Here is a 22,524-nt window from a genome sequence, read left to right as displayed (position 1 = left end):
CAACCATCAGGAAGGATCGCGACCGTGACCACCAATCAGGGGACGAACCAGCGTGTCATCTCGGGGATGCGGCCCACCGGGCGCCTGCACCTCGGGCATTATCACGGGGTCCTGAAGAACTGGATCGAGCTGCAGCACAACTACGAGTGCTTTTTCTTCGTTGCCGACTGGCATGCGCTGACCACGCACTACGAGGACCCGGGCGACCTGCAGCAATACGTGACCGAGATGGTGATCGACTGGCTGGCCGCGGGGGTGAGTCCGGGATCGGCCACCCTGTTCGTGCAGTCGCGCGTGCCGGAACATGCCGAGCTGCATCTGCTGCTGTCCATGATCACCCCGCTGGGCTGGCTGGAGCGGGTGCCGACGTGGAAGGACCAGCAGGAACAGCTGCGCGAGAAGGACCTGGCGACCTACGGTTTCCTCGGCTATCCGGTGCTGCAGAGCGCCGACGTGCTGGCCTATCGCGCCGGCATGGTGCCGGTGGGCGAGGACCAGGTCTCGCACCTGGAGGTCACGCGCGAGCTGGCGCGGCGCTTCAACCATCTGTACGGGCGCGAACCCGGGTTTGCCGAAAAGGCCGAGCAGGCCGTGGACAAGATGGGCAAGAAGGCAGCCAAACGCTACCGCGATCTGCGCAAGCGCTTCCAGGAGCAGGGCGAGGACGAGGCCCTGGAGGTCGCCCGGGCGATGCTGGAATCCCAGCAGAACATCTCGCTGAAAGACCGCGAGCGGCTGTTCGGCTACCTCGAGGGCGGGGGCAAGATCATCCTGCCCGAGCCGCATCCGAAGCTGACGCCCACCGCGAAGATGCCCGGGCTGGACGGGCGCAAGATGTCCAAGAGCTATGGCAACACCATTAGCCTGCGGTCCGAGCCGCAGGAGGTGGAGAGCCAGATCCGGACCATGCCCACCGATCCGGCGCGGGTGCGCCGCACCGATCCGGGGACGCCGGAAAAATGCCCGGTGTGGGAGCTGCATCAGGTCTACACCGGCGAGGAAAAGCGGGGCGAGCTCTACGAGGGCTGCACCACCGCCGGGATCGGCTGTCTGGACTGCAAGAAGCCCCTGATCGCGGCCATCCAGGAGGAACTGGAACCGATTCAGCAGCGCGCCCGCGAATACGCCAGTGATCCCGGGCTGGTGCGCTCGATCATGGTCGAGGGCTCGGAGGCCGCCCGCGAAGAGGCGCGCGAGACCCTGGAGGAGGTCCGCCGCGCGATGGGGCTGGACTACCTGCGGTAGAACCGGTGAGCGAACATGCCGAAGACGCCACCGTCGACCCCGTTGATCCGGCCGCCGCCGGGGAGGGCGAGCACGTCTGGCGTGTTCACGGCGAACCGGTCGCGGAGCTGCCCGAGGACCTGTACATCCCTCCGGATGCACTGGAAGTGTTCCTCGATTCCTTCGAGGGGCCACTGGACCTGCTGCTGTACCTGATCCGCCGGCAGAACCTCGACATCCTGGCGATCCCCATCGCCGAGATCACGCGCCAGTACATGGCCTACATCGAGGTGATGCGTGCCCTGCGCCTGGAGCTGGCGGGCGAATACCTGGTGATGGCGGCACTGCTGGCCGAGATCAAGTCGCGCATGCTGCTGCCACGCCCGGCGGAGTCGGGCGAGGAAGACGCCGGTGATCCGCGCATGGCCCTGATTCGGCAGCTGCAGGAATACGAGCAGTTCAAGACCGCGGCCGAACGCCTGGACGCACTGCCGCGCATGGAGCGGGATTTCTTCGCCGCCGGCGCCGCGACCGACGCACTGGAAGGCCCGCCGCCCCCGGCGCCGTCGCTGGATGCCCTGATGGATGCGCTCGCCGGGGTGATGCGGCGTGCCAGCCTGAACGCCCACCACCACGTGGCGACCGAACAGCTGTCGGTGCGCGAGCGCATGACCCGGCTGCTGCACGAGCTGGACAGCGAGACCTTCACCGACTTCGTCGGCCTGCTGGAACGGGCCGAGGGCCGCCAGGGCGTGGTGGTGTCGTTCCTCGCCATCCTCGAGCTGGCCAAGGCGGGGCTGGTGGAGTGGGGGCAGAGCGAACCCTACGCCCCCATCCGCCTGCGTCGGCGCGGCGGCGACGCCTGACCCCGACGCGCCCCGCCGCCCCGTGCCCCCCCTTCCGCGGGGCTGCGGTCAGCTCGCGTGGTGGGTGGACGTGGCGCCGCGATCGAATGCCCCCTCGTACAGGCGCAGCAGCGCCGGGATCACGAACAGTACCAGCACCGTGGCCACTGCCAGCCCAAACACGATCGAGATCGCCATCGGGATCAGGAACTGCGCCTGCACCGAGCGCTCGAACAGCAGCGGGGTGAGGCCCGCGATGGTGGTGACCGAGGTCAGGATGACCGCGCGCAGGCGCTGGCAGGAGGCCTCGATGATCGCCTCGCGCAGGGCCAGACCGCTCTCCCGCAATCCCTGGTAGAAGCTGACCAGGATGATGGAGTTGTTGACCACGATCCCGGTCAGGCCGAACAGGCCGAACATCGACAGCACGGTCAGCTCCACCCCGAGGATCCAGTGGCCCAGCAGGGCACCGAGGATCCCGAACGGGATGATGGCCATCACGATCAGCGGCCAGCCCCAGGAGGCGAAGACCCAGGCGAGGATGATGTACATCAGGCCCAGCGCCAGCACCAGGCCCGTGCGCATGTCGGCAAACGTCTCCTCCTGATCCGCCGCGCGGCCCTCGAAGGACCAGTCCACCCCGTGGCGCTCGGCGACCGCGTCCAGCGGACCGTCTTCCAGCGCGGCGCGGATGCGCGCGGCATTGTTCACCGAGCGGTCGACTTCGGTGGATACCTCGATCGCGAGGCGGGTATCGGCATGCCGCAGGGTCTCGAAGCCGGGACGGGATGCGAGTTCCGCCACGTTCTCCAGCGGGGTCAGCTCGCCGTCCGGCAGGCGGATCTGCAGGCGGTCCAGGCTTTCCGTCGCGTGGCGTTCGTCGTCGGGCAGACGCACGCGTACCTCGACCTCCTCCAGGCCATCCTGATAGATCTGCGCCAGATGGCCGTCGTAGGCGTCGCGCAGCTGCGCGCCGATCTGCTCCGTGGTCAGTCCGAGGGCGCGGCCTTCCGGCAGGATGCGGAAGGTCAGCTGCTCGCGGCCGAACGGGGTGTCGTCCTGGGTGGCGAAGGTGCCCGGGAACTCGTCGAACAGATCGGCCACGTCCAGTGCCGCGTCCTTGAGGATATGCGGGTCATCGCCGGTCAGACGCACTTCGAGATCGCGCCCGGGCGGGCCGGCCTGACGCTCGTCAATAGAAAAGGTCTCGATGCCGGGGGCCTCGCGGACGTTGTCCCGCCATGCCTGGATGAACGCCCGGTTGCGCACCTCGCGGGCCTCCGGCGAGATCAGCTCGACCTGGATGTTGCCGAACTGGTCGCCCTGCGGGGCGTTGCCGTCGCCGGGGTCGATGCCGCGTCCGAGCCGGGTCACCGAGGCACGCACCAGGCCGCCGCCGAGTTCCTCGTCGGTTTCCTCCAGCGCCTGTTCGACGTGGATGAGGAACTCTTCGACCCGTTCCGGCGGGGTGCCGGCCACGAAGTTCACGCCCGCGTTGACGACCGTGCCCTCGGGCGAGGGGAAGAAGGTGAAGCCGATGCGTCCGGATGCCGCCAGGCCGATGGCCAGGATCACCGCCCCCACCGCCAGGGCGAGGGTGACCCCGGAGTGGTCCACGGCGTGCGTGACGGCACGGCGGAACGGGCCGTTGCGCAGGTTCTCGAACCCCCGGTCGAAGCGCGCCCGCAGGCTGCCGGCCGGCGGTTCCTCGAGGCGATCCATCACGCCCTTGAGATGGGCCGGAAGGATCAGGAACGCGATCAGCAGGGTGGCCACGATCACGCAGATCACCACCAGCGGGATGTCGAACAGGATGTTGCCGATGATCCCGCCGATCAGCATCAGTGGCATGAAGGCCGCGACGGTGGTCAGTGACGCGGCGACGACCGGACCGACCATGCGCTGAGCACCCTGACGTGCCGCCCGACTGGCCGACAGGCCCCTCTGATGCAGGCTGTAGGCGTGCTCGGAGACGACGATGGCGTTGTCGACGATGATCCCCAGCGACATGATGAAGCCGAACAGCGACATCATGTTGATCGAGCCATCCACCAGCCACAACACCACGAATGCGGCGGTGAAGGCGATCGGGATGCCGAGGGCGACGCGCAGGGCGATGTGGCGGTTCAGGAACAGGAACAGGATCCCGAGCACCAGCAGGAGTCCCCCGGCACCGTTTTTCAGCAGCAGGGTGATGCGCTCGGACAGCAGCTCCCAGAACGCATCGGTTTCCTGCAGCTCGACACCCGGGGGCAGGGCGGGCCGGGTGCGCTCCAGCCACTGTTCGAGGATGCGCGCGGATTCCAGGGCGTCGCCGGTCTCGCTGCGCATCAGCTGCATCTCGATGGCCCGCGTACCCTGCGAGCGGACACGCACCTCGCCGTCCCGGGGGCGCAGGTCGATGTCGGCGATGTCGCCCAGCAGCACCCGACCGCGTTCGGGGTCGCCCTGCAGCACCAGGCGCTCGAAGGACACGATGTCGCGTGCCTGCTCCAGGCTGCGCAGCTGTCGGGCGGTGTCGTCGCGTCCGACCGAGCCGGCGGGCATGTCGCGGCTCATGCCGGCGATCGCGGCGCCGATGTCGGCCAGGGTCATGTCCAGGCGGTAGAGATTGAAGGCCGGCACCTGGATGGCCATCTCGTCTTCCGTGAGGCCGGTGAATTCGACCCGCGCGATGCCGGCGTCCAGCAGCTCGCGTTCGTACTGCCGGGCCAGGGTCCGCAGCTGTTCCGGGTCGTCGGGGCCGGTGATCAGCAGGCGCGAGACCGGTTCGTAGTTGATCACCTGATTGACGATCGGGGTCTCGGCATCCGCCGGCAGGTTGCGCTGCTGATCGACCCGGTCGTTGACCTGTTCCAGCGCATGCGACATGTCCGCGCCGGGTTCGAACTCCAGGGTGATGGTCGCCACCCCCAGCGCGGAGGTGGAGGTCATTTCGCGCAGGTCGTCGACCGTGCGCAGGTCCTGCTCCAGCGGGTCGGTAATCGACTGTTCCACGTCTTCGGCGGCAGCGCCCGACCACACGACCTGGACCGTGATGATGTCGAGATCAAAATCGGGGAAGAACTGCGAGTTCAGCTGGTTCAGGGCATAGGCGCCCGCCAGCAGCATCAGCGCGATCAGCAGGTTGGCGGCCAGCCGGTGTTCCAGGAACAGCCGGATCGGACCGCGACCGGCCGCGCCCTCCGCATCGCCCCCGGCCGGGGCGCCGCCCGGCATGGGTGCGCTGGTTTCACTCATCGCCGGCGTCCTGCGGCTGGAGGTCCGGGTCGCCTTCGCGCACGGCTTCGGCCGCGGTGGGGAGGTCCTCGTCGTCCTCGACCTCTACGCGCAGGCCATCCACCGCATTGGGCAGGCGGGTGGCGATCAGGACGTCGCCGGCCGACAGGTCCGGATTGCGGACCAGCGCCAGGGTGTCCCCGGCCTCGCTGCGGTATTCGCCCAGACGTTCAACCTTCAGGGACTGCAGGCGGCCGTCGATTACGCGGAACATGGTGTCGCGCCCGTACAGGGCCTCGAACGGAACGGCCAGGCTGTCGTCTTCCTCGGGCAGGCGCAGGTCCAGTTCAAGGAAGCGGTTCAGACCCAGCGAGCGCCCGCCTTCGCGGATCGCAAACACGCCGTGCGAAGCGCTGGCGCCAGGCCGGGTTTCGCCTTCGATGCGGACCAGTTCGCTGGTGATCTCGCGGCCGCCGTTGCGGGCCGAGGCTTCCAGCGTTCTCCCCTCCGCCAGCAGCGCCTCCAGCCGCGGCTCCAGCGACACGGGAAGTCCGGCCCGGATCTCCACGTCGTCCACGTCGAACAGGCGCACCAGTTCGTCGCCCACCCGGGCGCGTTCGCCCGGCGAGGTCCGGACGGCGGTCACGCGGGCATCGAACGGGGCGCGGATCTCGGTGCGTTCCAGGTCCAGTTCGGCCTGTTCGACCGCGGCCCGGGCGCGATCCAGCCGCGCCTCGGCGCCGGCGATGCGCATGGGGGCATCCGCGATCGCTTCTTCCCGGTTCTGTACTGTAAGTTCGGCCTGTTCGAGACGTTCGCGGGCATCGTCGACATCTCTGTCGGAGCCCATGTCCCGCTCACGCAGGTTGCGGGCCCGGTCGAGGCCGCGTCGGGCGATGTCCCGCATTTCACGTTCGCGGATCAGGGCCTCGCGGTCGTAACGCGCCCGGAGTTCCTCGCTCTCGAGGGCCCCCTCAAGTTCACGCACCTCCGCTTCGGCCTGGCGCAGGGCGAGGCGGGCGTCGGCCGGGTCGATCCGGACCAGGAGGTCGCCTTGCTCCACATGCTGTCCGATGCGGGCGGAAACCGTTCCCACGTCCCCCTGAACGGCGGCCCGCAGGGTCGCATCGCTGGCCGATCCGCTGCGTCCGTAGAGCATGACGGAAGGCCGATGGGTGCCCGGTTCGGCGACGAACCCCCGTACTGGCCAGGAACGTTCCTCACCCGCGGGTGCGGGCGCCTCGGGACCGGTAGCGCGCAGGATCATGAATCCCGCCACGCTGAGCGCGAGGATCAGTACGGGGATGAGGGCACGGCCGACTCGCGGCATGACACGGGACATGCAGTTCTCGCTCGGGTCCTGGGCTGGATGGGGCACGGGCCTGATGCCCGGGCCTTGGAGACGGTGCACCGGTTGAAGTTCCCGTCCACGGGAGACCGGTATCAGTGTCTCCTGATATGGCCAATCCTAACATCGGCGGCCCGAGGACCGCAGGCGTTCGGATGGTCTTTCAGGCGAGGTTATAGCGATGCAGCTTGCGCCACAGGGTCGTGCGGTCGATCCCGAGACTGCGGGCGGCCCGCGAGCGGTTGCCATTATGGGCGGCAAGGGCCTGGCGCAGGCGCCGCGCCTCTTCGGACTCCCTCGGGGATACCTGCGGGGCCGTGTCCGTGGGAGCCCCTTCCGGAAAAGCCGTAGCCGGGGCGGCAGCCTCCGCCGGTGGTGAAACGGTCCCGGGAGGCCGGCCTTCGGGCAGGGGGAAATCCTCGACGCGCCCGTTCACCGCGTGCAGCTGGAGGCAGGCGAACACGTTCTCCAGCTCGCGGAAATTGCCGGGCCAGGGGTGGGCTTCCAGTTTGCGCCTTAACGCCGGCGCCAGCTTCAGCGCGTGTTCCTCGATGAAGCGGTCGAGGGTAGCGGCCAGATCACGCGGCCGGGTCCGCAGGGGCGGCAGCTCCACCGTGGCGACAGCCAGGCGGTAGAACAGGTCGGCGCGGAACTGTCCCGCATCCACGCGGGCCTGGAGGTCCTGATTGGAGGCGGAAAGGATGCGTACGTCCACCTGCCGCGTGGTGTTCTCGCCCACGCGTTCGAACTGGCCATCCTGCACCGCGCGCAACAGCTTGGCCTGCAGACGCAGCGGCAGTTCACCGATTTCGTCGAGGAACAGGGTGCCGCCGTGGGCCGATTCGAAACGACCCTCGCGATCGCTCACCGCGCCGGAAAAGGCCCCGCGCACATGGCCGAACAGCTCCGATTCCAGCAGCTCGTCGGGGATGGCCGCGCAGTTGACTTCGACGAAGGGTCCGGCGGCCCGCGGGCTCCATTCATGGATGCCCCGGGCCAGGCGGGTCTTGCCGGTTCCCGACTCGCCCAGCAGCAGCATGCGAATGTCGCTGCCCGCCGCCCGGCGGGCGAAGACCATCTGGTGATGGCAGTCCGGATCGGCCGAACGGAACGCGTCCGGCAGCCCCTCCCCACGATTCATTTTCATCGCCTTCCTCTCCGGGAAACTCACCCGGAGTATGGCAGCGGCGTTGCAACGCCGCCACCGCTGTTGCAACAAAAAAATTTACGAAGTAACAGATGCTTATATTCGAATTCCCGGGTAGCGCGTGTTGCAACACCCTGAGTGCGCGGTGTTTTTTCACGAGGACAAATATCTGAAATTTAATAATATTCTAATATTGGCATTTCTCTTGCTTGTATCGGGGCGTGCTTTTCTCTACAACGAAACAAGACCAACGGAACAGGCACGCTGTCGGGGGGAGGTGCGAATGACGCTGATGCGAACGGCCAGCCTTATGCTGTGCATGGTCACCGTGGTTGGCACGGCCGGTGCGCAGACTGCCTGGACGCCGGCCCAGAGCCCGGGAACCACGAGTCCCGACAATACCGGGGTCCATGTTGCTCAGCCGCTCGCCGCGGAGCGCCATACCGTCAGCGGCACGGTGATCCCGTTCAGTGAAGTGACCCTGCGGGCGCAGTCGGGTGGCCGGGTGATCGCGGTCGAAGGGGTCGAGGGCGACCGCTTCGAAGCGGAAGAAGAACTGGTCGCGATCTCCGACGATCGCCTGCAGGCCCAACGCCAGGCGGCGCTCGCCGAGATGCGCACCACCGAGGCGGCGATCCGCGAAGCACGCATGCAGTACGACCGCGAGGTCATTTCCCCGCGCTCACAGGACATCGGGCAGATGCCGGGCATGGGCATGCCGTCGATGTTCGACCAGATGTTCACGCGCAACATGGGGCAGTTCATGGGATTCGGTGACCCGACCCTGGACCGCACTACGGATCTCTTTTCCCGCCACATCGGCGTCGATCAGGCCCGGGCGCGCTGGGAGCAGGCCCGGGCCCGCGTCGAGGAGCTCGACGTCGCGCTGGAGGACACCCGCTCCCGTGCTCCGTTTGACGGGGTGATCATGCACAAGCACGTGGAACAGGGCGATACCGTTCAGCCCGGGCATCCTCTGGTCACCTTCGGGCACCTGGATTATCTGCGGGTGGAGGCGGCCGTGCCGGTTCGCCTGGTGCGTCAGCTGGACGTGGGCGACATCGTTCCGGTGACGCTCGACGGTCATGCGGAAGAAGTCAGCGCCCGGGTCTCGCGGATCTTCCCGCTGGCCGACCCGCAACGCCATACCGTGACCGTGAAGTTCGATCTGCCGCAGGAGGTCCGCGGCGGCCCGGGCATGTACGCCGAGGTGCATCTGCCGGGCGAAGTGACGCGCGAAGACCGGGTGGTGATCCCGGAGAGCGCGATCATCCCGGGCGGGGCCCTGCCGCGCGTGGCCGTGCTGGATGCCGATGACGAGGTGCGCATCCGCATGGTCCGGCTGGGGGCGTCGCGTGATGGCGGCGTGGTCGTGACCTCGGGGCTGGAGCCCGGGGCGCGGGTGCTGCGGCACCCCGGCGGCCGCCATTGATGCGCTTCGAAATCGAACAATGACAGGACGTTCGCGCCAGACATGAGCGACCAGGAACCTCGCAACCAGGAACGGCCCGGCGATCACGCGACCGATCCCGGCATCGCCGGGCGCATGGCCCGCGCCTTCGTCCATTCGCCGCTGTCGCCGCTGCTGCTGCTGGCCAGCATCGCGATCGGCATCCTCGGCCTGGTCGTCACGCCACGCCAGGAAGACCCGCAGATCTCGGTCCCGATGGTCGACATCATGGTGGAGTATCCGGGCGTACCGTCGGAGCAGGTGGCCAGTCTGGCCGCGCGGCCGCTGGAACGTCTGATGAGCGAGCTCTCGGGTGTCGATAACGTCTACTCGGTCTCGCAGCGAGGCGAGGCGATGGTTACCGTCCAGTTCGACGTCGGCGAGGAAATGGAATCCTCGGTGGTCAAGGTGCACGACCGGCTGATGTCGAACCGCGATCTGATGCCTCCGGGGGTCAGCGAACCGATGGTCAAGCCCAAGGGTGCGGATGACGTGCCGGTGGTGACGCTGACCTTCTGGTCGCACGAGGTCGATGACGCGATGCTGCGCCAGATCGCCCTGGACGCGCAGCAGCAACTCAACGAGGTACCGGACACCGCGCAGAGCTTCGTGGTCAGTGGCCGCGAGGAAAAACTGCGCATCGAGGTGCGGCCGGAACGGCTGGAAGGTTACGGGGTCACCCTGGATCAGATCGCGGGTGCGGTGCGTCAGGCCAATTCCGAACGCGGCGCGGGCGCGATCGAGGCGGGTGGACGGCACATGTCGGTGCACACCGGTTCGTTCCTGACCAGTGCCGAGGATGTCGAACGCCTGCTGATCTCGGTGGAAGACGGTCGCCCGGTGTATCTGCGCGACGTGGCCGACGTGAGCTATGGCCCGGGGGAGGTGGATCGCTTCGTGCGTCACTATTCCGGCCCGGCCGCCGAGGCACCCGATGCCGCACCGGAGGGTGCGTCCGCCGTGACCCTCGCGATCGCCAAGAAGCCCGGCAGTAACGGGGTCACGGTCGCCAATGGCGTGCTCGAACGCCTGGAGCGCCTGAAAGGCTCCGCCATCCCCGACAACGTGGGCGTCGAGATCTCGCGCGACTACGGCAAGACGGCCAACGAAAAGGTCAACGAGCTGATCTTCAAGCTGTTTGTCGCGACCTTCGCGGTGACCCTGCTGGTGGCGCTGTTCCTGGGGCTGCGCGCGGCACTGGTGGTGCTGATCGTGATTCCGGTTGTGATCCTGTTCACCGTGTTCAGCGCGTGGCTGCTCGACTACACCATCGACCGGGTGAGTCTGTTCGCGCTGATCTTCGCGATCGGGATCCTCGTGGACGATGCCATCGTCGTGGTGGAGAACATCTACCGCCGCTGGCTGATGAAGCGCGGCCTGGATGCCGAAACCAACGTGGATGCGGTACGCGAGGTGGGCAACCCGACGATCCTCGCGACCTTTACCGTGATCGCTGCACTGCTGCCCATGGGCTTCGTGTCCGGGATGATGGGTCCCTACATGCAGCCGATCCCGGTTCTGGGGTCGGTCGCCATGCTGTTCTCGCTGGTCGCGGCCTTCGTGTTCACCCCCTGGCTGACCCAGCGGCTGCGCCCGAGCATGGCCTACCTGGAGAAGGCCACCGAAAAGGAACACCGGCAGGCCGAGCGGCTGGGTACGTTCTTCCGCCGGGTGATCCCCGGGCTGGCGGACAATCCCGCCCGGGGCTACGCCTTCCTGGCCGGTATCGTGGTGGTGTTCTTCCTGATGGCCAGCCTGTTCTACACCACGGATGTCCGGGTGAAGATGCTGCCGCTGGACAACAAGCCCGAATTCCAGGTGATGATCAATTTCCCCGAGGGCACGGCGCTGACCGAGACCGCCTCGCTCAGCGAAGCGATGGTGTCCGAGCTGCGGGAGTTCGAGGAAGTGACCGGGCTGCAGGCATATGTCGGCACTGCGGCGCCGTTCAATTTCAATGGTCTGGTGCGTCATTACTACCTGCGCCAGGACCCCTGGCTGGGCGATATCCAGGTTCAGCTGGTGGACAAGGGCGATCGTGCGCGCTCCAGCCACGAGATCGCCACCGAGGCCCGTGAGCGTCTGACACCGCTGGCCCGCGAAGCCGGCGCCCGCATCGAAGTGGTGGAGATGCCGCCGGGGCCCCCGGTCCTGCAGTCGGTGGTCGCCGAGGTGTATGGCCCGGATGCCGATACCCGGCGTCAGGTCGCGCGCGACCTGGAAGGAATGTTCCGCGGGGCCGAACACGTGGCGGACGTCGACAGCTTCCTGCAGGCCCCGCACGACGTCTGGCATTTCGACGTGGACCGCGACAAGGCCCTGCGCCGCGGTGTCACCGTGGAGACCGTGAACCAGACGCTGGAGACCGCGATCGGTGGCCGGGTCCTGGGCGACATCAAGGCGCGTTCGCTGGTGGAGCCGCACCTGATCGAGCTGCGCCTGCCACGCCCCACGCGCTCCGATATCGGGCGTCTGGAACAGCTGCCGGTGGCCTCGCAGCATGGCGGGACAGTCAGCCTGGGCGAGCTGGGTCGGTTCGTCGAGCGCCCGCAGGACGAACCCATCTATCACAAGAACCTGAGGCCGGTGGAGTATGTCACCGGCGAAGTGGTGGGGCGTCTGGCGGCGCCGGTCTACGGGATGCTCGAGGTGCAGGAACAACTCGCCGATTACGAGCTTCCCGACGGCAGTCGGGTGCAGCCGCACTGGCTGGGACCGCCGCCGAACGACGGTTCCACGGCGTTCGAATGGGCCGGCGAATGGACGGTTACCTACGAGACCTTCCGCGACATGGGCATCGCGTTCGCCATCGCCCTGATTCTCATCTACATGCTTGTGGTCTGGGAGTTCGGGAACTTCGTGCTGCCGGGCATCATCATGGCCCCGATCCCGCTGACCCTGATCGGGATCATCCCGGGCCACTGGCTGTTCAACGCCGAATTCACGGCGACCTCGATGATCGGGTTCATCGCTCTCGCAGGGATCATCGTGCGCAATTCCATATTGCTGGTCGATTTCGGTCGCCAGGCGGTGGATCAGGGACATGACGTCCGCGAGGCGATGATCCTCGCCTGTCAGGCGCGCACGCGGCCCATCATCATCACCGCGTTCGCGCTGCTCGCCGGTTCCAGCGTCATCCTGTTCGACCCCATTTTCCAGGGCATGGCGATCTCGCTGATGTTCGGGACCATCGTGGCCACGCTGCTGACCCTGGTCGTCATCCCGCTGGGCTGTATCTCCGGGCGGCGCGCGTTCTGTCCCGCCTCGCTGGAAGACGGCGACGGCACCAACGGCTCCGGCTGTGCTACCCCGACGAATGGCAGTGCCGGGACCGGCCGTGACGACAATCCCTTCGGCCCGGCCGAGGGCGGACCGGTCACACGCGCAGTCCAGTATCTCGGGTTGTATCTGCGCTGCCTGGCCGCCGCCTTCGTCGAGGGCATGCGCGATCTTTTCCTCGCCTTGTTGAAGCTTCTGCGCGGCCGTTTCGGGGCGCGCCCGGGGCCGGGGCCGGGCGGTGGCCCGGGATCCGGCGGTTCCGGCTCGGACTCCGGGCCTTCTCCAGCCCCGTCGTCCGGTCCTGCGCCGGGTCCCCCCGCGTCGGGGGCCTCGGACGGCCCCTCCGGCCGTGAAGCGGATGCGGGTGCGAACGCCGAATCCGCGCCGGACGACGGGCATGAACCGAAGGAGCGAGATACGGACGCGCCGCGGAAATCCGGCAGCGCTTCCCGTTCCGCCGGGCCGAGTGCGACGCCGGATCACGATTCCGCCACGGCGGAACAGAAGTCGGACTCGGGGGAAGATGGCAATGAAACGTCTTCCTCGGAGGCGGGCCCCGGTGCACGCCAGTCGGGTGGCCGCCGACGCCGGGGTATTCGGCTGAAATGAGCAATCACTGAAAGAACCTCAAGGAGGTTAATGATGAAGAAGCGATTCAACGCACGCATGCTCGGCCTGGCAATGGCCGGCGCCGCAGTGGTCTCGATGTCCGTGCTGGGCGCGGCCCAGGCGGAAGAAGGGAACCCGGGCGCTCAGGGTCAGCCGATGGGCCAGCATGCTCCGGTTCCCGGTCCCTGGGGCCAGCCGGGTCCGTATGGACAGGGCATGGGCGGGCATCAGGGCGGCGAGATGATGCAGCGTCGCGATGCCTCCGGTGACTTCAGCTTCGGCATGTCCGGGCGCAGCCACGGGCAGGGCTACGGCCAGGGCCGCGGTCAGGGATATGGCCAGGGCTACGGTCAGGGTTACGGCCCGGGACATGGTTATGGCCCGCGGTATGGATACGGCCCGGGCCATGGTGCCGGCTATGGTCCGCAGCAGGGTCATGGCCCCGGCATGATGCACGGTCCCGCGTACGGTCCCGGTTATGGTCCCGGTATGCAGGGTCCCGGAGGCTACGGCCAGATGCCGGAATTTGATCCCGAAGATCTGCCGGAGGACATGCCGGAAGAGATGCGCGAGCGTATCGAGCGCATGCAGGCCGAGCGGCAGGAACGCATCGAGGAAATGGAAGCCATGCGCGAGGCCCGAATGGAAGCCATGAAGAAGGGTCGCCAGGCCTACATGGAAGAGATGGAACGCCAGCGCGAGATGCGCATGGAGCAGATGGAAGAGCGTCGCGACTCGGGGGACTACTGAGCACCGGGTGACGCATGGGAGCGAGGCGAATGGCGTTTGAAGGTTACGGCATGCAGCGGGGAGTAACAGCGGGGCGGAGCGTCCTTCTGGTGGCCCTGGTGACGGTCGGGCTGATGGGGGCCGCTGCGGCTGCCGAGGCCCGGGAACGTCACAACCCGTGGCATGCCGGACCGCCATCCGCGGCCGATGCGGGAGAGCCGGGAGGCTTCACCCGGAGCGAACCCCGGTCGGCTGGATCGTTCCCTCCGCCGGACTACGATCCGGCGCGGCGGGGACGCGAGGACCGCTCGCGTGTTCCCGCAGGTGAAGCACCCCCGGGTCCGGGGATGTCGTCCTACGGTTACGGGTTCGGTCCGTATCCGTATGGCGGCCACCGGGGACCGGGGGCAAGTGAACCGGGCATGTCGGGGTACGGATTCCCGTTCTTCGGCGGCCCGGGCGCATGGGGACCCTTTTCGGGGCCCTGAATCACCTGCCTTCGGGCAGGGGCCGGTGCGTGATCGCCCTCCGCGCATCGGTGGCAAAACCGGGAGGGCATGTCTCCGAGAGGAGGAGGTAACACTATGAGCAAGTTTCTGAAAGCAGCCGTTCTTGCGGCATCCATGGCCGGTCTGGCCGCTGCCCCGATGATGGCTTCCGCGCAGTGGGGCGGCCCGGGGTATGGCGGCCCGGGCTACGGGGCTCCCTACGGTCCCGGTTATGGCTATGGCCCCGGCTACGGTGGCATGCCGTTCTTTGGCGGTCCGGGTTACGGCCGCGGTCACAACATGGGCGACATGATGGGCGACATGATGGGCGATTTCGATTTCTCCGCCCGCGGTCGCGGTCATGGTCACGGCTACGGTCATGGCCGTGGTGACGGCTACGGCTATGGTCGTGGTCATGGCTATGGTCCCGGCTACTATGGCCATCCGGGCTACGGTTACGGCCCCGGGTACGGCTATGGCCCGCAGCAGGGAATGCCGCAGCAGGGCATGCCGCAGCAGCAGCAAGAGCAGTGATCTGCTCGCACGGGTTCGCCCGTGCATGATCGGCTGCCCGGTTCGCCGGGCAGCCCGTTTTCGAATTCAATGGATCCGGGAGCCGCAATGCTGACCGTGGTGGCCAACCTGAAGGGTGGAACGGGCAAGAGCACCGTCGCTTTCAATCTCGCGCTTTGGTTGCTCGCGAAAGGGCACCGCGTACAGGCCGTGGACTTGGATCCGCAGGGGACTCTCGGCGATGTCCTGGAAGTGCGGCAGGAGGAGGGGTACAGCCCCGCGCTCCCCGCCACGACCGATGCCGACGTCGCGCTGGGTCGGCAGGGGGATTTCGATCACTGGCTGGTGGACGTCGGGCCCTCCGCCATGGAGACCCTGATGCAGGCGGTCGCCGCCGCGGACCGGGTGCTGATCCCCGTGCCGCCGAGTCAGGCGGACGTGTGGTCCACTCACCGTTTCGTGCGCGAGATCCAGAAGCTTCGGACCGATCGCGACACCGGCCCCGGCATCGAGGTGTTCATCAATCGCGCTGATACGCACCAGTTCGTGCGCGAGACCGAGGAGACTGCGGAGGCCCTGCAGCAGATCGAAGGTATCCGTTTTCTGCGCCCTCGGCTGAAGCAGCGCACGGCCTTTCGGCGGTCGTTCAGCGAGGGGCTGGCGGTAAACGAGCTGGAGCCATCCGGCAAGGCGGCGGAGGAGCTGGACCGACTGGCCCGGGCGATATTTGGATAAGAAGGGGCAATCCCCTCCAGGAAACGAGGTGACAAATGGGATCAGGTGAAGACAAGCCGCGCCACGGTTTCATCAATCGCTACTGGGTGCTGATCGTGATCGTCCTCTGGTTGATCGCCTGGTCCGCTCGAGACTGGCTGGCGCCGGCCGAGCCGGAGGACCCGCCCGCGGCATCCGGCGTGGTCCTGGAGGAAGAGCCCTCTGCCGAGGACCAGGAAGCTGCTGGGGAGGAAGCGGCCAGGGAAGAAGCCGCCAGGGAAGAAGCCGCCAGGGAAGAAGCCGCCAGGGAAGAAGCCGCCAGGGAAGAAGCCGCCAGGGAAGAAGCCGCCAGGGAAGAAGCCGCCAGGGAAGAAGCCGCCAGGGAAGAAGCCGCCAGGGAAGAAGCCGCGGAGGAACCGGCGCTGGAGGTTGAAGCGCTGCTGACCGAAGCTCGAGAGACGTACTGGCGCGAGGGTGCCGCAGCCGCGAGGACCGTCCTCGAAGGCGGGCTGGAAACGCAGGCGTACGAAAGCCGGGAACGGGCGGACATCCTCGGGGAACTGGGCAATCTGCAATACGCCACCGGCGACGTTGAAGCCGCCATGGGAAGCTGGGACCGGGCGCTGGAGAAGCTTCCGGAGGGCGAACGCCGGGCGATGATGGCCCCACTGCGTCCGATCTATTCCCGGCATCATCCGCAAGGGGCGGACCACCTGGAACGGTTCCGCTGAGGTTTGCGGCACCCTCCACATCACGTGTGCTGTAGTCACCGACCGGAGGAACGATGGGTGCGAAAGACATGCCAGCTGACGGCGACAGTCAGTATTACGAGGTCAAGGAAGAGGCGGACGATGCGCAACGACGGGCCCGGCGACTCGAACTGATCGTCTATGCTTCCCTGGTCGCATTCGTCGTGCTGGCGGTGTACGGTTTCTGGTTGATCACCAGCCTGACCCGGGACGTGTCACAGCTGACCGAGGAGATCTCCTCGATGACCCGGGTGGTGGACCGCGACATGTCGGCGATTGTGCGCCACATGGAGGCGATGGAGGGCCGCATGGTGGATATTGCGGGGTCCACGGCCGAGATGGAGCAGAGCGTTGCGTCCATCAGCGAGGACACCGGCCGCATGAGCACGGACATCGGGTCGATGACCCGGGATACCGAGGTGATGGCCGGGTCCGTGATCGGCATGCAGCGCGACATGTGGAGCCTGAATCGCAATGTGGGCGGTCCCATGGGTATGATGAACATGTTCAACCCACTCTCGGGGCAGGGCGGTCCCTATCCGGGGTCGGGCGGCCCATACCGTCCGCCGTCGGCGCCGCGCTAGTCGTGTGCGCGGTCTGCCCCGGGCCCGAACCAATACGGAGATCGGAATGTTCAATCGACCTGGCAGCCGCGTCCGCAAGCAGCTCAAGCTCCTGAGTGACCGTCTGGCGGAGGAAAACCCGGTCCTCGAGGGCGTGGTCAATCCGTTCCGGGAACTGGATCGGGTCGGATATGCCTCGGGCCTGCTGGATCCGGAAGAAGAGTCCTACGCCTTCACCATTTCGTGGTGGCCGATGATCTCGGTCCTGGGGACCTTTTCCTCGGGCAAGTCCACGTTCATCAACGAGTTCGTGGGTGAAACCGTGCAGCGCAGCGGCAGTCAGGCGGTGGACGACAAGTTCACCGTGATCTCCTATGGCGGCAGCGAACGGGTGCAGGAGCTCCCGGGCCTGGCGCTCGACGGTGATCCGCGCTTCCCGTTCTATCGGGTGTCCGACGAGATCGAACGCATCACCGATGGCGGCGGGCGCACGGTGGATCATTTCCTGGCCATGAAGACCGCGCGCGCGGAGCAGCTGCGGGGCCGCATTCTGATCGACTCGCCCGGCTTCGATGCCGACGAGCAACGCACCACCATCCTGCAGCTGACCGACCACATCATCGATCTGTCGGATCTGGTGCTGGTGTTCTTCGATGCACGGCACCCCGAACCCGGCGCCATGCGCGACACCCTGGAACACCTGGTCAACCGGGTGGCCGAGCGCAACGACTTCACCAAGCTGGTCTTTATCCTGAACCAGATCGACACGACCTGGCGCGAGGACAACCTCGAGGAAGTCGTCGCGGCCTGGCAGCGCGCGGTGGTGCGCCAGGGGAATGCAACCGGGCGTTTCTACTGCATCTACAACGAAAGCGGTGCGGTGGAGATCGGGGACCCGCAGGTGCGGGAACGCTACGAGGAGAAATCCGCGCACGACCGCGAGGAGATCCACAAGAAAATCCGGGAGATCAGTTCGTCGCGGTCCTATCGCATTATTGGAGCATTGCAGGCGATTGCCGAGTCCATCGAGATGGATGTGCTGCCGGCGATCAAGCGCAGTCTCGACCGCTGGCGCCGTCGGGTGCTGCAGTTCGACGCGGGCATGATGGGGGTGCTCGTGGCGGTGCTCGCGGTGATCGGGTATCAGGCGACCGACGGCATCCGTCCGTGGATCGACGGGCGGGTGTGGGGAACTCTGCTGGATAACCCGGTCTGGACCTCGGCGGGCGTGATCCTGCTGGTGGTGGCTCTGGGCGGGATCCATTTCTTCAACCGGCGCTGGCTCGCACGGCGAATCGCACGCGAGCTGCCGAAGGAATCGGCGGCCGGGAACTGGCAGGCGGCCTTTCTCAAGAGTACCCGTCCGATGCGTTCGCTATTCGCGCGCTCGCCGCGCGGACTCGGGCGGCGGCGTCTGGCGCGTCTGCATGGTCTCCGCGATCAGGCAGAGGCCTATATCCAGAAGCTCAACAATCAGTTCGTGGACGCACGTCCCGTGGATCCAGGCAGTGGCCGGGCGTCCGCGGCGGACGTCCACCGTCCGGCGGAGGCCGCCGAACGGCGGCCGGCGCCGGAATCCGGACCGGATCAGGAAGGTTCGGCCGAGGTCAGTGATGCAGGGAGCAACGGAACGCGGTAGGCTTCCGGCTGCCCTGGTTGGTGCCTGCCTGCTGTCGAAAAAAAGCAAAGCGGTCGCGGGACGGCCCAGGGCCGGCTGCACCGAAGGAGGAGAGCAATGACCGTACTGGCGTGGGTCATGTTTGGGCTGGCGATGATTCTGGTGCCGATTTCCGTCTGGGCCAGTCTTGCCGCCCTGGGCGTTTGCGCGGGTTGCGCCCTGGTTCGGGACTGGCGACGAGCGCGTCACAACGCCGGACACTGAAGTATCCGCGAATCACGCCATTCGGAGCCGGGTGGTGCAGGGGGCGCTACCCGGCTTCGCCATGTATAACAACAGGAGGAAAACTCAATGAGCGACGAACAGAAGAAAATGGCCATCATCGCGACCAAGGGCAGTCTGGACTGGGGGTATCCCCCGTTCATCCTGGCCTCCACCGCGGCGGCCCTGGGCTATGAATGCGAGATCTTCTTTACTTTCTACGGGCTGAAGCTGCTGGAGAAAAAGCTGGATCTTCAGGTGACCTCGCTGGGCAATCCGGGCATGCCGATGCCGATGCCCATGCCGGTTCTTGTGCAGGCCCTGCCGGGGATGCAGAAGATGATGACCGTGATGATGAAGAAGAAGATGAAGGCGAAGGGCGTCTCTGATCTGGAGGATCTGCGCGATCTGTGCCAGGAGGCCGAAGTGCGGATGATCGCCTGCCAGATGACGGTGGATCTGTTCGAAATGGACACCAGTCACTTCATTGATGGCGTGGAATACGCGGGGGCGGCGGCGTTCTTCGAGTTCGCCGGTGATTCCGACATCTGCCTGTTCATGTAAACGGGCGGGGCGTTCGCGCCATTCGGGCCCCGGAGCCGAGCTCCGGGGCCTTTTTGTTGACGGGGTTCACGTCGCATTCGTCGTGCCCGCGGACCCGCAAAGCCTGCGCGAGTCGTTATACTCTGCGGCCATGAAACGACTGCATCCCGATTCCTTTCCGACCCTCGAGGATTTCGTCGGCAACACGCCGCTGGTGCGCCTGCAGCGTCTGGCCGCGGATCTGCCGTCGACCGTGCTGGTCAAGCTCGAGGGCAATAACCCCGCCGGTTCGGTCAAGGACCGCCCGGCGGTGAACATGATCCGGGCGGCGGAACAGCGCGGTGACATCCGTCCCGGCGACACTCTGATCGAGGCCACCTCCGGCAACACCGGTATCGCGCTGGCGATGGCGGCTGCGATCAAGGGCTATCGCATGATCCTGATCATGCCGGACAACATGTCGGCCGAACGGCGGGCGTCGATGAAGGCCTATGGCGCCGAGCTCAAGCTGGTCACGCGCGAGGAAAGCATGGAAGGGGCGCGTGATCTCGCTCAGGGCATGGCGGACGCGGGAGAGGGCTTCCTGCTCAACCAGTTCGGCAATCCCGACAATCCCGATGCCCACTATCAGGGCACAGGGCCGGAGATCTGGCGCGACACCGAGGGCACGATCAGCCATTTCGTGTCTTCCATGGGCACCACCGGGACCATCATGGGGGTCTCGCGGTACCTGAAGGAGCGCAATCCGGAGATCGAGATCGTCGGCGTGCAGCCGGGAGAGGGGGCTTCCATACCGGGGATCCGGCGCTGGCCCGAGGCCTATCTGCCGACGATCTTCGAGGCCGCGCGGGTGGATCGCACCGTGGACGTGACCCAGGAGGAAGCGGAGACCACCATGCGCCGGCTGGCGGCGGAGGAAGGCATCTTTGCCGGGGTGTCGTCCGGCGGCGCGGTGGCGGCCACCCTGAGGCTCGCCGCACAGGTCGAGGGCGGGACCTTCGTCGCCATTATCTGCGATCGTGGCGATCGCTACATTTCCACCGGCGTCTACCCCGACTGAGGCTGGCATGTCCGCTCCCGTACTGGTTTTTGACCTGGAAACGGTGCCCGATATCGAGGGCGCGCGCCGGCTGTACGACTTTGATGGCCTGACCGACCGGGAGGTCGCGGATGCGATGTTCGCGATGCGCCGCGCGCAGACCGGCTCGGAATTCCTGCGCCATCCGCTGCACCGCATCGTCTCCATCGGGGTGCTGTACCAGGGCGGGGAAGCGCTCAAGCTGTCGGCCTTCGGCCGCGACGGCGAGGACGGGCACACGCCGGACGAGGCCGAGCTGCTGCGCCAGTTCTTCGGCGTGATCGACCAGCGTACGCCCACGCTGGTGAGCTGGAACGGCAGCGGCTTCGACCTGCCGGTGCTGCACTACCGCGCGCTGGTCAATGGCGTGCAGGCGCCGCGGTACTGGGAGCAGGGCGACGACGACCGCGAATTCCGCTACAACAATTACCTGTCGCGCTTCCACTGGCGCCATGTCGACCTGATGGACGTGCTCGCCGGCTTTCAGGGCCGCGCGGTCACCGGGCTGGACACCATGGCCAGTCTGCTGGGTTACCCCGGCAAGCTGGGCATGGACGGATCCATGGTCTGGCCGGCCTGGCGCGACGGCCGGGCCGGCGAGATTCACGATTACGTGGAGCACGACGTGCTCAATACCTACCTAGTGTGGCTGCGCTTCGAGCACATGCGGGGCCACCTGACCGACGACGCGCTGAAGTCCCGCCAGGACCAGCTGGCGGATTACCTGGCCGCCAGCCCGGCGGAGCACCACCTGGAATTTCTCGAAGCCTGGCGGGGCTGACGGCATGGGCAAGAAGTTCGACCGCACACCGTTCGAGGCCGTGATCGAGGATGTGACCCTGGATGGCCAGGGGGTGATCCGGCGTGACGGCAAGGCCTGTTTCGTGCACGGGGCACTGGCCGGCGAGCGGGTGCGCGCGGTGCAGACCGGGCGCAAGCGCCGTTTTGATCTGGCCGAGGTGGTGGAGGTGCTGGAGCCTGCCGCCGGCCGGGTGGATCCGCCCTGCGCGTTCTTCGGTCTGTGCGGCGGGTGCAAGCTGCAGCACGCCTCGGTCGACCTGCAGCGCGAGATCAAGGAACAGGCCCTGTTCGATGCGCTGGAGCGGATCGGGCACGTGACGCCCGAGGCGCGGTTCGAGCCGCTGACCGGGGCGACCCTGGGCTATCGGCGGACCGCGCGGCTGGGCGCCAAGCACGTGCCGAAGAAGGGCGGGACGCTGGTCGGGTTCCGCGAACGCGGCAGCCCCTATCTGGCGGAGATGGACCACTGCGAGGTGCTGCACCCGGCGGTGGGGCACCGCATCCGCGCGCTGCGGGAGCTGCTGGACGGCCTGCAGGCGCGTGACCGGATCCCGCAGATCGAGGTCGGCGTGGATGACGACGACCGCGTGGCGCTGGTGTTCCGTCACCTCGACCCGCTGGACGAGGCGGATCAGGCGCGGCTGGCGACCTGGGCCGATGAGGAAGACATCGGCGTGTTCCTGCAGTCGGGCGGGCCGGAGACTGTGGTCCATCTGGCGGGGCCGGATGCCCCGCTGGTTTATCGTCACCCGGATTTCGGCGTCGAGGTGGGCTTCACGCCCATGGATTTCGTGCAGGTCCACCCCGAGGTCAACCGTGCCATGGTGCGCCAGGCGGTGGCCGCCATGGAGCTGGAGCCGGAGCACCGGGTACTGGATCTGTTCTGCGGGCTGGGCAACCTGACCCTGCCGCTGGCCACCCGGACGGCCGGCGTAACCGGTATCGAGGTGGATGAGGCCATGCTGGCACGTGCGGCGGACAGTGCCCGCGCCCAGGGCATCACCAATACCCGGTACGCGCGTGCGGATCTGGACGACGCCGAGGCCCTGTCGCGGGCCGACTGGCTGCACGAGGACTGGGACCGGGTCCTGCTCGATCCCCCGCGCACCGGGGCGGCCGCCGCCGTGGAGGCCCTTGGCCCGCGCCGGATCGAGCGCATGGTGTACGTGTCCTGCAACCCGGCGACCCTGGCCCGTGACGCCGAACGTCTGGTGCATCATCATGGCTACCGGCTGGAACGGGCCGGGATCATGGACATGTTCCCGCACACCGCGCACGTGGAATCCATGGCCGTCTTTTCCCGGGCCTGAGGGCGCGGCCGGATCGCGTGGTAACTCCAAGGAGGC

16 protein-coding genes and 1 pseudogene are annotated in these 22,524 nt (G+C 67.0%); 14 read left to right on the top strand and 3 right to left on the bottom strand.

Annotated features, from left to right (window positions below; translation table 11 throughout):
- Positions 1-24 precede the first annotated feature (24 nt).
- Both D893_RS08885 and D893_RS08880 read left to right on the top strand, forming a co-directional pair.
- Positions 25-1,245, top strand: a complete 1,221-nt coding sequence (locus D893_RS08885) for a tryptophan--tRNA ligase (protein WP_018945873.1) — start codon at positions 25-27, stop codon at positions 1,243-1,245.
- A 5-nt stretch (positions 1,246-1,250) separates the two neighbouring features.
- A complete protein-coding gene (locus D893_RS08880; RefSeq protein ID WP_018945874.1) occupies positions 1,251-2,090 on the top strand; it encodes a ScpA family protein in 840 nt (279 codons plus the stop codon).
- 48 nt (positions 2,091-2,138) lie between these two features.
- On the opposite strand, the gene D893_RS08875 is transcribed toward D893_RS08880, so the two are convergent.
- The 3 genes from D893_RS08875 to D893_RS08865 all read right to left on the bottom strand — a co-directional run bounded on the left by D893_RS08875 (position 2,139) and on the right by D893_RS08865 (position 7,783).
- Positions 2,139-5,288, bottom strand: a complete 3,150-nt coding sequence (locus tag D893_RS08875; protein WP_110619623.1) for an efflux RND transporter permease subunit — start codon at positions 5,286-5,288, stop codon at positions 2,139-2,141.
- Between the two features lie 13 nt (positions 5,289-5,301).
- On the bottom strand, positions 5,302-6,618 hold the full coding sequence (locus D893_RS08870; RefSeq protein ID WP_110619597.1) for an HlyD family efflux transporter periplasmic adaptor subunit: 1,317 nt from the start codon (positions 6,616-6,618) through the stop codon (positions 5,302-5,304).
- A 181-nt stretch (positions 6,619-6,799) separates the two neighbouring features.
- Entirely contained in the window at positions 6,800-7,783 is a 984-nt protein-coding gene (locus tag D893_RS08865) for a sigma 54-interacting transcriptional regulator (protein WP_110619596.1), read from the bottom strand.
- A 283-nt stretch (positions 7,784-8,066) separates the two neighbouring features.
- On the opposite strand from D893_RS08865, the gene D893_RS08860 reads away from it, so the two are divergent.
- The 12 genes and pseudogenes from D893_RS08860 (at position 8,067) to rlmD (ending at position 22,488) form a co-directional block, all read left to right on the top strand.
- Positions 8,067-9,215: an efflux RND transporter periplasmic adaptor subunit gene (locus tag D893_RS08860; protein WP_024329782.1), complete on the top strand. Its 1,149-nt coding sequence runs from the start codon at positions 8,067-8,069 to the stop codon at positions 9,213-9,215.
- A 42-nt stretch (positions 9,216-9,257) separates the two neighbouring features.
- Complete coding sequence (locus tag D893_RS08855) at positions 9,258-13,121, top strand: efflux RND transporter permease subunit (protein ID WP_110619595.1); 3,864 nt, start codon at positions 9,258-9,260, stop codon at positions 13,119-13,121.
- A gap of 33 nt (positions 13,122-13,154) precedes the next feature.
- Positions 13,155-13,871: a hypothetical protein gene (locus D893_RS08850; RefSeq protein ID WP_110619594.1), complete on the top strand. Its 717-nt coding sequence runs from the start codon at positions 13,155-13,157 to the stop codon at positions 13,869-13,871.
- A 563-nt stretch (positions 13,872-14,434) separates the two neighbouring features.
- The gene (locus D893_RS08845; RefSeq protein ID WP_110619593.1) at positions 14,435-14,872 is read left to right on the top strand and encodes a sulfur globule family protein; all 438 of its coding nucleotides are present in this window, start codon (positions 14,435-14,437) and stop codon (positions 14,870-14,872) included.
- Between the two features lie 87 nt (positions 14,873-14,959).
- On the top strand, positions 14,960-15,586 hold the full coding sequence (locus D893_RS08840) for a ParA family protein (protein WP_110619592.1): 627 nt from the start codon (positions 14,960-14,962) through the stop codon (positions 15,584-15,586).
- A gap of 35 nt (positions 15,587-15,621) precedes the next feature.
- The gene (locus D893_RS08835; protein ID WP_110619591.1) at positions 15,622-16,296 is read left to right on the top strand and encodes a hypothetical protein; all 675 of its coding nucleotides are present in this window, start codon (positions 15,622-15,624) and stop codon (positions 16,294-16,296) included.
- 53 nt (positions 16,297-16,349) lie between these two features.
- The gene (locus D893_RS08830) at positions 16,350-16,898 is read left to right on the top strand and encodes a hypothetical protein (RefSeq protein WP_110619590.1); all 549 of its coding nucleotides are present in this window, start codon (positions 16,350-16,352) and stop codon (positions 16,896-16,898) included.
- A 46-nt stretch (positions 16,899-16,944) separates the two neighbouring features.
- Positions 16,945-18,426: pseudogene (locus D893_RS08825) on the top strand (dynamin family protein); the annotation flags it as partial.
- A 420-nt stretch (positions 18,427-18,846) separates the two neighbouring features.
- On the top strand, positions 18,847-19,320 hold the full coding sequence (locus D893_RS08820; RefSeq protein WP_018945885.1) for a DsrE/DsrF/DrsH-like family protein: 474 nt from the start codon (positions 18,847-18,849) through the stop codon (positions 19,318-19,320).
- 130 nt (positions 19,321-19,450) lie between these two features.
- The gene (cysM, locus tag D893_RS08815; RefSeq protein WP_110619589.1) at positions 19,451-20,359 is read left to right on the top strand and encodes a cysteine synthase CysM; all 909 of its coding nucleotides are present in this window, start codon (positions 19,451-19,453) and stop codon (positions 20,357-20,359) included.
- 7 nt (positions 20,360-20,366) lie between these two features.
- A complete protein-coding gene (locus D893_RS08810) occupies positions 20,367-21,158 on the top strand; it encodes a 3'-5' exonuclease (RefSeq protein ID WP_110619588.1) in 792 nt (263 codons plus the stop codon).
- A gap of 4 nt (positions 21,159-21,162) precedes the next feature.
- Entirely contained in the window at positions 21,163-22,488 is a 1,326-nt protein-coding gene (gene rlmD, locus D893_RS08805; RefSeq protein ID WP_110619587.1) for a 23S rRNA (uracil(1939)-C(5))-methyltransferase RlmD, read from the top strand.
- The last annotated feature ends 36 nt before the right edge of the window (positions 22,489-22,524 follow it).

Origin of the sequence: Thioalkalivibrio sp. ALE21, from assembly GCF_003208255.1 — a bacterium.
In the GTDB taxonomy this organism is placed as follows: Bacteria; Pseudomonadota; Gammaproteobacteria; order Ectothiorhodospirales; family Ectothiorhodospiraceae; genus Thioalkalivibrio; species Thioalkalivibrio halophilus.
The sequence above is the reverse complement of the archived record's forward strand: the minus strand, read 5'-3'. Positions and strand labels throughout refer to the sequence as shown.